The organism is Buttiauxella sp. S19-1 (genome assembly GCF_022134725.1).
Lineage (GTDB): Bacteria > Pseudomonadota > Gammaproteobacteria > Enterobacterales > Enterobacteriaceae > Buttiauxella > Buttiauxella ferragutiae.
In genome coordinates, this window is the sequence record NZ_JAHWLU010000012.1 from 39,217 (window position 1) to 50,526 (window position 11,310).

Below are 11,310 nucleotides of genomic sequence, written 5' to 3' on the forward strand. Positions count from 1 at the left end.
GCGCTAGCGTAATGGAATGATTTCTCCGTGCCAACCTTTCTCATCGCGCCGACCAACGGCCAGCAATTCGCCATGATCGGCGCGCACCACTAACTCGCCGCGATCATCCCAACAGGCGCTACGTCCCGCGGAGCGGTATTTGCCGGTCGAAAAAGCATGATTAGCCAGCAATACCGGCAAATTGTATTTACGCGCCCAACGTTGCAGATACATTTCATCGTGCTGGTAACTGATTTCGTTAATGAACTTGCCTGTGGCGTAAAGACTTGCGCCCATCTCAGCAGCGCTGCGTGGCCAGGTTTCTTCATCGCTGCCGGTACTGAACCCCATCGCGACGCTACGATTATGCAAACCAACCAAAGGGGTATGCTGGCCTGGAAGGTCAATATCGCTTGAAAGAGGTTTGCAACAGGCGACGCGCGAACCATCAGGCAAAAAGCCTACAGAACCGGGTGAAACACCTCCTTTACACCGCAGGGGCAAACCCACAACGATAGTCATTTTGTGTTCTATGGCGGCATTTTGCAGAGGATTAAGACGTTCATCAGTGAAGGGTAGTGCGCAGTCGTGGTGATTTTCTATGTTGAAACCAGTGAGGGATAGTTCGGGAAAAATCAGGAGATCAATTTGTTCACGGACTGCACAACGAACAAAGTCTAAGTGATGTGAGATATTAGATTCGAGGTCATCGGGGGTGGCGCCGTATTGCGCCGCCGCAACATTCCAGACAGGCATATGCTCTTCCTTAATCAATCTACCTAACAGCCATCTTCCTATGGCCGCAACAGGTAATTCCTGTGTTTGGTTCTAAAACCCAAGAAAAATCTTAACATCAATTTTGTCAGGAAGTTTAAGGTTGTGAATATTTATTTCACTTTAGGCTCATATGGCAGACGTGAAAGATTAACTGATGCCAGGCGATGCGCAATCAGGCGTTCTCTGAACCAATCGCGTAGGTGGGCAGGTTGCTCGCGTTCAACGACTTCGGCAATCACCGGCATATTATAACGTTCCTTAAAGGCCACGCCTGCCGCAGCAAGATCCACATTGATCTTATCCATTTCGTCCTGGGGTAATTCAGCAAGATTGTGATTCATTTTGGTCTCCTGTTTTGTGCCGCAAAGGTACTTGCAGATGAAGTTGATGACAAGTCTTTACATTTATTGATAGCTGTTCTCATCTCGACTTCACCTGGGCTCAAGGTTATCCTTTTGCCGTCTTGAATAAGAAAAAGGAATAGTTGATATGGCTTTCACTCGATCTCGTCTTTTTACCCTCGCGACTCTTTTAACGGCTCTTACCGCTTCTGGCTCAGCATTTGCGCATGCGCATCTTGAGCATCAATACCCTGCGGCAGATGCTTCAGTCACGGCGTCACCGCAGGCAATTACCCTCAATTTTTCTGAAGGAGTAGAAGCTAATTTTAGCGGGATTACGCTGACCGGGCCACAGCAAGTCGCCGTGAAAACCGGCATGGCAAAACGTAACGAAAAAGACGAAAAACAGCTCATCGTGCCAGTCGAGGAGGCACTGAAACCAGGTGCATACCAGGTCGACTGGCATGTGGTGTCGGTTGACGGACATAAAACCAAAGGGAAGTACCTGTTCTCGGTGAAATAAGCGGGATGCTACCTTCTTTCTATATCGCGCTGCGATTCATCCATTTTGCTGCCCTTATGGTGCTGCTTGGCAGCACCATTTCATGCTCAATGTTAGCGCCTCAGGCATTTAAGCCGGTCCTCATCCGCCGTCTGCAATGGCAGTGGCATTCTGCAGTCTGGATGACAATGCTTAGCGCAGTATTGCTGTTATGTGCTCAGGCGGGAATGATGGGCAGTGGATGGCAGGACACCATCAATCCACAGGTTTGGCTAGCCGTGCTGGGCACGCGTTTTGGTTCTGTGTGGCTGTGGCAGATTTCACTCGGTTTCGTGACGGTTGTGGTGCTGATGTTAAAACCGCGCAACTTGCAATCTTTACTGCTAACCCTCGCCGCAGGGCAACTCATTTTGCTGGCTGGTGTTGGGCATGCCGCAATGCGCGAAGATTTTTATGGTGGCTTACAGCGCCTGAACCACGCAGTGCATTTACTTAGCGCTGGCTGGTGGATCGGAGGCCTTTTGCCGCTGATTATGTGCATGCGCATGGCTAGAAAACCACGCTGGCGGGGGGCTGCGATCACCGCGATGATGCGTTTTTCCCGTTACGGGCATCTGGCGGTTGCCGCTGTGCTACTAAGCGGATTAATCAACAGTCTGATGATTCTGGGCTGGTCATTGCCACTGGAAAGCGACTATGTGCGTTTCTTGTTGGTGAAGGTTGTCTTTGTTGCCGTGATGGTTATCATCGCACTGTATAACCGTTATTATTTGGTGCCCCGATTCAACCGTGCTCCAACGGCAACAAAACAGTTTGTCCGGTTAACCTGGCTGGAAATCATTTTGTCGGTGGCGGTACTCCTTGCGGTTAGTATTTTCGCTACCTGGGAACCGTACTGAAGACATTATTTGCTCAAGAGAAATTCATGAAAAAAAGTATTTTGACATTGCTGTTGCTGGTTTGCGCAGGTGGTGCGTTTGCGGCACCACAAATTATCACCGTGAGCCGTTTTGAAATGGGTAAAGATAACTGGGCGTTTAACCGCGAAGAGGTGATGTTGAGTTGCCGTGCGGGCCAGGCGTTGTTTGTCATCAACCCAAGCACACTGATGCAGTACCCGCTAAATGATATTGCTGAGCAACAAGTGGCGAGCGGCAAGACCACTGGCCAGCCAATCTCTGTCATTCAGATAGATGATCCACAGGCGCCAGGGCAAAAAAAGAGCCTCGCACCATTTATTGAGCGTGCACAGAAGCTATGTAGCTAAACACGCTAACTTCTTTATTTGTCATAAAAAAACCGCCATATCCGAGAGCCGGATATGGCGGTTTTTGTTTTAAATGTCACCTGTAACACAGTTTTTTTTCGAACACTTTAGCGCCCGACTGGAAAAGCTGCGCCGGTAAACTATTCTTAGAAGGCAAGGCGAAGTCTGCCTGCATTAATGCCAACTTTTAGCGCACGGCTCTCTCCCAAGAGCCATTTCCCTGGACCGAATATAGGAATCGTATTCGGTCTTTTTTTTATCTGTATTTCAAATCAATAGCTTATGTCGCTACATCCAAAAATATCCAAAAAATCGATATTCAGTCCTTTTGGATTTCCGTAACACAGTCATAACAACATAAACTCCTTTTCCCTCGAATCCAAATATTTTTCTGTCATTTTTTGAGACTTATTACCCAAAAGTTTCTGGGTGAATTCCTTTCTGTGCCCCGTTTCTTACACTCTACTGGTCTGGCTGTTTTTTATGCCGGAACTAATCAGAACTCAGAAAATTTCATTAGTGCGCATCGTCACTGCGTTGATTGGTAGCAGGGGGACGGGATCCATTGCAAGGGTAAACCAAGCTGGCTGGGTAGGAGATTAACCGCCTTAAAGCCTATGAGTTCACCAAAACCAGGTAAGAAAAAAACGCGCTGAATGAGTGGCGGCTCTTGGTTTGATTGTTAGCTCACATTCATGAATGTAAGACGTCAAAATATTCACAAAATCAATGGGTTGTTGTGTTCACTATCGTTATAATTTTTCCTAAATCAGGGATGGTCAAGAAGTGATTAAACTGAAGTTGTTTATTTTAAAGTCTGTTTATACAAAAAGACAAACTATCACTAAAGATTTTTAATGGATTAATTTTATCTATGAACAGCAACCACCTTTGCAACATTCAATCAAAAAATACAATAGACCATCTCAAAGAGTGTTTACAAATAGAAGTGATAAACCGAAGTGGGAATAAGCAGTTCTCATGGTTTAAGGTTTTTCATAGGGTTGTTTTTAGCCGAAAGAAGCGGTTTTACTTCTGGTGGCGTATTGCCAACTATCTATATAGCTTACCTAATAACCGTTATAAGAAATTAGCTCGGAAAATTAATGATAATCTTCGTCATAAATATGGGGCTGATATGAGCATAGCAGCGCACATTGGTGCTGGTATGAAGATTAATCACTATCTGGGTATTGTAGTTAGGTCAGAGTGTATCATTGGTAAAAACATGAATATTCGACAAAATACTACGATTGGTCGTAAAAGCTCACGAGGTGATATTGGCATTACCTTCATAGGGGATAACGCAGATATTGGAGCTCATAGTTGCATAATTGGTGATATAAAAATTGGTGATAACGTGACTATCGGTGCAATGACTTTTGTAAATAAAGACATCCCTGATAACTCTGTTATTTATAATACCGTTTCTTCCATCATTAAGAGCAAGTAAGAATCATTTTATATAGAATAGTACTTAGGAAATGAAGAGCGTTGTTGAATAAATCAAGCTTTTGTCCTGTAGTCCTGGTGCAGGTTAAGTGGAGTACCCCAAGCCTATAGACTCTTCCTATGCTCAAACTATAGGGCAGAATTGTCTACAGTCTTGGGGTAAAGACCAAGAAGCCTGTTACTTCACGAGCAAGTCATTTTCAACCATTCGTACACCCTTAACCGTTTTGGTTAGCGCAACAGCTTTATTTGCCTCAGCGGATGAAGCGACAAAGCCGCTAAGTTGTACTCGCCCTTTAAACGTGACGACACTGATATCCGTAGATTTCAGTGATTTCTCTGCCAGCAGAGTCGATTTAACTTTGGTTGTAATAACCGTATCGTCGATATAGCCGCCGGTACTTTCTTGTTTTGAGGAACCAGCGCATCCTGTCAATGTTGTTGCTGCCAGAGCTATTGCGCAAAAAATAGCCATTATGTTTCTATTTTTCATAATTAATCTCCTTGAGGTCGACATGTACACAGGCCGTTATCTTACCCGATGATTTCACGATAATCAGCAGTTCTGCTAACGCAATTGATAGCGAAGCTTATCATTGATAAGTTGCTGTGACATCGGCAGTTGTACGATGTCATCAGGGGAGGTGAGTGGAGACATAAACCACTTGTTATAGAGCTCATCAAATCGTTTTGTGGCAAACATGGTCTTTATGTTGGTATTAATGATTTCTTCCATTTCATCCGCATTTTTATCCACGGCTAAACCATATTCTAATGTATTACCAAAACCACTGGCGTTGATCTGGTAATCTTCTTTATTTGGCATTTCAGCCAATTTACCACGGATAATAACGTCATCAGTGATGAATGCTGAAATATGACCATCGGCAAGCAAATCAAAACCATCATTAAAATCGCGCACTAACTTCACCGAAATTGAGTAATTGTAATTTTCATTCATCTTTGCCAATTCTAATGCGGCGGTACCGCCACTGATAACACCGACTGTATGCCCACTCAGTAACTCTTCATTCAAAACTTGCTCTGATTTCTTGGTCAGAATATTCATTTTGGTGTAAAACCACGGAATAGAGAATTTAACTATTTTATGACGTTGCCCAGAGTTCGCCGCGACTGCACATAAAACATCCGCCTGATTATGGGATATAACCTCAAAGCGAGCGGCAGCGGGGATTTTTATCCATTTGACGTCTAATTTGGTGTTGTAGCGTTTTTCTATACTTTGTACGACATCGAGGCAGATATCTATCACCATGCCAGAGGGCTTGTTATTTAATTGCCAGGCAATGGGTCTGGTGTTATCGACCCATGCCAGGGTTATGCTATGGGTGCTGAGTATTTTGTTCAGTACTGGGTCAGCAAAAACATTCCCACAAAATAGCATCATGGTAGTCAACAGGAAAATACCTGTCGATTTACAATTAGTTAAGTAGCTAAACAAAATGAATCCCTCAATAAATACACAAACTAAAACAATTTTTATAGAATTTTAAAAAGCCATCATTATTGTAAGTGTTTTTATGCTGTGTTCCTATCGATAGCGTTTTTGAATAATAGGTATTAATCGACATTCATGATGAAGATTGGGCAAGCCATTCAGTGTTCAGAATGTTATACATCACATTAATTAGCATCCTCACTAACGTCTCTGTACAATCACGCCCGGCCTGAATGGGCCATAGCGAATAACGATAAACCTGCAAAGACGAAAAATATGACCACCACTCAAACCGAAAACCATAGCCGTGAGAATTCTCTGGCGTATGTTTTGCGTAGTCCACGCCTGTTAGCCCGGGAATCCCTTGCGGGAGTGGTTACAGCATTAGCGTTAGTTCCAGAAATCATTTCATTTTCAGTTATCGCAGGGGTTGACCCGAAAGTCAGTCTGGTGGCCTCCATTGTACTGTGTTTATCCATGTCAATTTTTGGTGGTCGCCCTGCAATGGTGACCGCAGCTGCAGGGTCAGTTGCTCTGGTTATCGGGCCAATGGTGCATCAGTATGGTGTTGCATATATTTTCCCTGCCGTATTGCTGGCGGGGTTGATTCAAATTGTGTTCGGCGTAAGCGGGCTAGCTCGCATGATGCGTTACATTCCCTTATCGGTGATGACCGGTTTTGTGAACGCATTAGGTATCCTGATTTTCTTTGCACAGGTGCCTCATATTTGGGGAAATAACCCGTTGGTGTGGGGGTTGTTTGCACTGACGTTATTGATTGTTCTCCTGTTGCCACGGGTGTTCAAAATGGTGCCTTCGCCGCTGGTGGCGATAATTGTCATTACTACACTTTGTATCGGCATGGGGCTATCAGTCCCGACAGTCGGAGAATCAGGGCCAATGGATGCCGGCTTACCAGGATTAACGGAATTAATGGTGCCGTTAAACCTGGATACATTACGGATAATATGGCCTTGTGCGTTGAGTATCGCATTTGTGGGATTAATGGAGTCATTGCTGACAGCTAAGCTGGTGGACGAATTGACAGATACACCCTCCAGTAAACGCCGTGAATGTTGGGGATTAGGGATATCTAATATCTTCGCCGGTTTCTACGGTGGGATCGCAGGTTGCGCCATGATTGGCCAGACCATGGTTAATGTTGAGCTTGGTAAAGGGCGTACACGAGTTTCTACGCTTGCCGCAGGGCTGGTGCTGCTGTTGCTGGTTACCGTTTTAAGCGAACTGATGGCAAAAATCCCGATGGTTGTTCTGGCGGGGATCATGGTCATCGTGGCGGTGAAAACTCTTAACTGGCACAGTGTGAAACCCGTCACATTGAAAAGAATTCCGCTTCCCGAAACTCTGGTGATGGTGACGACGGTGACAGTCACCGTTGCGACAGGAAACCTGGCTTTGGGTGTCGTTGGCGGAGTCATCTTTGCGATGATTTTGTTCGCCCGACGTATTGCTCATGTTGTTCATGCACAACGGTCATTGTCTGATGATGGGCAATCCGTTCGGTATACGGTGACCGGGCCGCTGTTTTTCGCCAGTAGTAATGATTTATTCGAACATTTTCAGTATGCCGATGACCCGCAGCAGGTGATTATTGATTTATCTCAGGCACAAATCTGGGATGTCTCGACGGTCGCGGTGCTTGATGCGATTGAAACTCGCTACCAACGCTATGAATGTAGAGTGAAAATTGTGGGGCTGGATTTGCGCAGCAGTGATTTTCATGAACGGCTGAGCGGTAAAGTATGATCAAAGCGTGCAAGGATTAATTTGGCATTTTGACCGGCAGATGGCAAAACTGTGAATCTGCCGTTACTTTTCGAACGTCAGGACTGCTAGATTAATCTAAGTCCCAGAGTGAAACGGAGGTGCCAGAAAGTTTGAAACTGATCCTCGATAGTAAGCTGGTGGGGTACGTGGTGGAACTGATTACCACGCACTCTTTGGTATAAACCATATTGAAACGCTTGAAGAAGCGGAAAAATTTACCAGATAACTCGTATCATCTCTCTAAAGGCTGCAAATTTGCAGCCTTTTCTATTTTTATCTCCCGCTCAATTTCTCTTATCTCACAGCAGCTAACCTGTGCTTATTGTTTCATGAGCGGTATAGCGGCAGAATCATTAAAAAAGATTCAGAAGGAAATGAAAATGGTTAAAGAAGCACCACGTCTGGAAACTGAACGTTTAGTTTTGCGGCACTTTGCATTGGAGGATTTCCCGGATTTAGCGGCTTGTTGGGCTGACCCGGAAATGGTGAAATTTATCGGTGGTGGTCAACCGCAAGGGCAGGAAATGACATGGAGTCGCCTGTTACGTTACATCGGTCATTGGCAGGCACTGGGTTATGGCTACTGGGGGGTGTTTGAAAAAGCAAAAGGGCGTTTTGTCGGGGCGTTCGGTTTTCAGGATGCACAACGTGAATTAACGCCAGCCCTTGAATTCCCTGAAGCCGGTTGGACGCTCATTCCAGCCGTACACGGTAAAGGCTACGCCAATGAAGCCTTGGGTGCGATTTTAGAATGGGCAGACCGTGAATTTACCACGCCCGTTTGCTGCATTATTGATGATGATAACCATCGCTCCATTCACCTCGCCGAGCGTTTTGGCTTCCGGTTTGAACACCCTGTGGAATACCACGGTAAACGGATACAGATGTTCGTTCGCCCAACCTGCTAACCATCGCCGCACACTGGTTTATAATTGAGCAATAAATAAGCGGTGTGGGGTCAGTATGTATCAGCGAATTGAAGGTGAGAACTGGCGGCATATTTTTGTTGTTGGCGATTTACACGGCTGCCTTTCTGAGTTAATTAGCCAGCTTAAACTCCAGCATTTTGATTACCATCAGGATCTTATTATCTCGGTGGGGGATCTTATTGACCGCGGTGCGAATAGCCCCGGTTGTCTGGCCTTACTGGGTAGCAAGTGGTTTAAAGCGGTGAAAGGCAATCACGAAGAGATGGCTTTAGAAGCGTTGGATGAGGGCGAGGGGATTCTTTGGCAAATGAACGGTGGCGATTGGTACCGGGAGTTGCCAGCACTGCGCCAACATAATGTGCAAGAGGCTTTATTACATTGCCGTGATTTGCCGTTAGTGATTGAGCTTCATACCCATGGGAAAATACTGGTTATTGCTCATGCCGATTATCCTGCATCACATTACAGTTGGAATCAGCCAGTTGATGAGCATTTGCTGGTCTGGAGCCGGGATCGGCTCAATAAAAATTTACAGGGACGCGGTGAAGAAATAGAAGGGGCGGATGAGTTCTATTTCGGCCATACACCACTCAAAGAAGTCGGTCATTTTTACAACCAAAACTATATTGATACCGGCGCAGTGTTTGGTAACAAGCTAACGATGGTGCAGGTACAGTAGTTATAGCGAACTGTATTCATGAGCCGGGCGCCAGAAACCATCGATAAAATCTTCTATTGGGAAGCATCCGCCATAACGGATCCGTTGGTCATCCATGGCCACCACACATTGCTGCTCGGTATTAAAAACGTCCACAACAATATCTTCGCAATCACCGTCCAGGTAACAAACAAATAAGACTAACGCAAACATTAACGCCTCAGAGTTTCACCGTTTGGTTTAATTGTAGGGGAAGCCATGGGAAGAGGGGAAATCAGTACAGATTAATTAACCCGCCTGAGCGACGGGTTGATTGGAATCATGCAAGACGCATGACCCAGGCATCAGATTTTTGGTCGTAATGTTGACGGTAGAGGACTGAATGTTCGCCATCAAGGACGGCGGGAATACTGGTTTCATCATCCCAGGCATCAAGTTGCATGCACAAATCCGGGTCAGATTTACAAGGGATGCTCAAAGTGCGGTCCCCTTGTTGCTCGCCATGTAATTCAGCATCATCAATTTCGAAGATGCCTATTCGTACGTTAGTTTTCGTCATCTTACTCTCCTTGGGTCTGGGTGCATGTGGTATGACCAGTAAGGCCTCCCACACTAGAGCGTAGACAAACGTACAAAAACTGCAAATCACATGGCGACAATATTTTGCGAATTAGGCCTTCGTCGCGAACAGTTTGCCATCGCGTACCAGTTCACGTGGGTAACTGTTCTTCAGTCGCGATCCCACTTTCCTGGCCAGACCCAATGGTTGATCTTGCCAGGTGACAATCACTTCATTAAGTGACGGTGTCACATCTGGGTAAATGTCGCGCCCGTGATACCATTCGTCAGCTTCAAACTCCGTCAGCGCGAATGCCAGCGGCGAATCCCCGGGCACTAAAGCAATCACTGCTTCATGCTGCCAGCGGTATCCCTTGTTGTACTGTTCCGCCAGACGTATGCCAATCCGAGAAAAACGGACCTTGCCGAATAACGAAACAATCTCCTTCGGAAACAACCAAATTTCTTTATCGCGTTGCCAAAGCTGTTGGTCATCTTGCCAGCTTATCCCAGATTTTTTGGCAGCCGCGGTGACTTCAGCGGCTTGCTTGCCAAATAGGGGGCTGAACGGGAAATTACCTACTTTGTACCCTGGGGCCGGGAGTGCTTCGATTGATGCCGTTTTGCGCAGGCGCGCGACGAAAAAGCCTTCACAATCATAAATCTGTGGGAAAACATGCAGGTAGCCTTCAGCAGTGATGGCTTTCCCTGCCTCCGGGAACAGGTCGTTAAGCGGGGCTATTTCCACGGCATCGGGCCATTCATCAAGCAACCACTGGCAAATCTGTTGGTTTTCTTCACGGTTTAAAGTGCAGGTGGAATAAATCAGCGTGCCTCCGGGGCGCAAGGCATGGAAAGCGCTGGCGATCAATTCGCGTTGCGTATCGGCAATACTGGCGGTGCTTTCTGGTGACCAGTTACGCAATGCATCGGGATCTTTACGTACTACGCCTTCGCCTGAACAGGGGGCGTCGAGCAAGATCGCATCAAAACATTCCGGTAAGGCTGCACCAAATACCCGGCCATCAAAATGCGTCAGTGCCACATTGCTAATTCCGCAGCGGCTGATATTGGCATGCAGCACTTTCACCCGGCTGGCGGAGTATTCATTGGCAAGAATCGCACCGTGATTGCCCATGCGTGCGGCAATTTGCGTGGTTTTAGAACCAGGTGCGGCAGCGACATCCATAATGCGCACTGGCTGGTTGCCGTCCGCAAACAGCGCCGCAACGGGCAACATCGAACTGGCTTCCTGGATGTAGAACAATCCACTCAGATGTTCTGCTGTGCTACCGAGTGGCAGGCGTTCTTCATCATCTCGCTCAATCCAGAACCCTTCAGCACACCATGGAACAGGTGTCAGATGCCAGTCGTAAGGTGCAACCAGTGCGAGAAAATCGCTGACCGAAATTTTGAGGGTATTGACTCGCAAGCTACGCCGCAGAGGACGTTGGCAATACTCGATAAAGCTTTCGAGCGTTTGGTCGGCCGGAAGTGCATCGCGAATAACATCAAGAAAGGATTGCGGGAGAAAGGCGTTTTGAGAGTGAGCCACGAAGGAAGTCCAGAAAAAAATGAAGAGTGGAGTCTAGCACAAACG

14 protein-coding genes are annotated in these 11,310 nt (G+C 46.4%); 7 read left to right on the plus strand and 7 right to left on the minus strand.

Annotated features, from left to right (window positions below):
• Positions 1-3: 3 nt before the first annotated feature.
• Entirely contained in the window at positions 4-735 is a 732-nt protein-coding gene (locus tag MES37_RS04920; protein WP_121813648.1) for a carbon-nitrogen hydrolase family protein, read from the minus strand.
• A gap of 131 nt (positions 736-866) precedes the next feature.
• Positions 867-1,097 (minus strand): DNA polymerase III subunit theta, encoded by a 231-nt coding sequence (locus tag MES37_RS04925; protein ID WP_034495983.1) that lies wholly within the window; start codon positions 1,095-1,097, stop codon positions 867-869.
• A gap of 148 nt (positions 1,098-1,245) precedes the next feature.
• Between MES37_RS04925 and yobA the strand changes: the two genes are divergently transcribed.
• From yobA to MES37_RS04945, 4 genes are all read left to right on the plus strand, one after another.
• The gene (gene yobA, locus MES37_RS04930) at positions 1,246-1,620 is read left to right on the plus strand and encodes a CopC domain-containing protein YobA (RefSeq protein ID WP_064545923.1); all 375 of its coding nucleotides are present in this window, start codon (positions 1,246-1,248) and stop codon (positions 1,618-1,620) included.
• A 5-nt stretch (positions 1,621-1,625) separates the two neighbouring features.
• Positions 1,626-2,498, plus strand: coding sequence for a copper homeostasis membrane protein CopD (copD, locus tag MES37_RS04935; protein ID WP_064545924.1), 873 nt, complete (start codon positions 1,626-1,628; stop codon positions 2,496-2,498).
• Between the two features lie 26 nt (positions 2,499-2,524).
• On the plus strand, positions 2,525-2,866 hold the full coding sequence (locus MES37_RS04940; RefSeq protein WP_064545927.1) for a YebY family protein: 342 nt from the start codon (positions 2,525-2,527) through the stop codon (positions 2,864-2,866).
• A gap of 874 nt (positions 2,867-3,740) precedes the next feature.
• On the plus strand, positions 3,741-4,319 hold the full coding sequence (locus tag MES37_RS04945) for a serine acetyltransferase (protein WP_232887049.1): 579 nt from the start codon (positions 3,741-3,743) through the stop codon (positions 4,317-4,319).
• Between the two features lie 177 nt (positions 4,320-4,496).
• Here MES37_RS04945 and MES37_RS04950 read toward each other — a convergent pair whose 3' ends face one another.
• Entirely contained in the window at positions 4,497-4,811 is a 315-nt protein-coding gene (locus MES37_RS04950) for a BON domain-containing protein (RefSeq protein WP_064546043.1), read from the minus strand.
• Positions 4,812-4,886: 75 nt separating this feature from the next.
• Positions 4,887-5,726, minus strand: a complete 840-nt coding sequence (locus MES37_RS04955) for a transporter substrate-binding domain-containing protein (protein WP_121813638.1) — start codon at positions 5,724-5,726, stop codon at positions 4,887-4,889.
• Positions 5,727-6,053: 327 nt separating this feature from the next.
• Here MES37_RS04955 and MES37_RS04960 point away from each other — a divergent pair, with 327 nt between their 5' ends.
• From MES37_RS04960 to MES37_RS04970, 3 genes are all read left to right on the plus strand, one after another.
• Positions 6,054-7,544 (plus strand): SulP family inorganic anion transporter, encoded by a 1,491-nt coding sequence (locus tag MES37_RS04960; RefSeq protein WP_237930248.1) that lies wholly within the window; start codon positions 6,054-6,056, stop codon positions 7,542-7,544.
• A 401-nt stretch (positions 7,545-7,945) separates the two neighbouring features.
• Positions 7,946-8,473, plus strand: coding sequence for a GNAT family N-acetyltransferase (locus MES37_RS04965; protein WP_237930258.1), 528 nt, complete (start codon positions 7,946-7,948; stop codon positions 8,471-8,473).
• Between the two features lie 55 nt (positions 8,474-8,528).
• Entirely contained in the window at positions 8,529-9,173 is a 645-nt protein-coding gene (locus MES37_RS04970) for a metallophosphoesterase (RefSeq protein ID WP_064546051.1), read from the plus strand.
• Here the strand turns inward: MES37_RS04970 and MES37_RS04975 are convergent, their stop codons facing one another.
• From MES37_RS04975 to rsmF, 3 genes are all read right to left on the minus strand, one after another.
• Complete coding sequence (locus tag MES37_RS04975; RefSeq protein ID WP_064546053.1) at positions 9,174-9,365, minus strand: YebW family protein; 192 nt, start codon at positions 9,363-9,365, stop codon at positions 9,174-9,176.
• Positions 9,366-9,471: 106 nt separating this feature from the next.
• A complete protein-coding gene (locus MES37_RS04980; protein WP_064546055.1) occupies positions 9,472-9,711 on the minus strand; it encodes a YebV family protein in 240 nt (79 codons plus the stop codon).
• A 111-nt stretch (positions 9,712-9,822) separates the two neighbouring features.
• Entirely contained in the window at positions 9,823-11,217 is a 1,395-nt protein-coding gene (rsmF, locus tag MES37_RS04985) for a 16S rRNA (cytosine(1407)-C(5))-methyltransferase RsmF (RefSeq protein ID WP_443106539.1), read from the minus strand.
• Between the last annotated feature and the right edge of the window lie 93 nt (positions 11,218-11,310).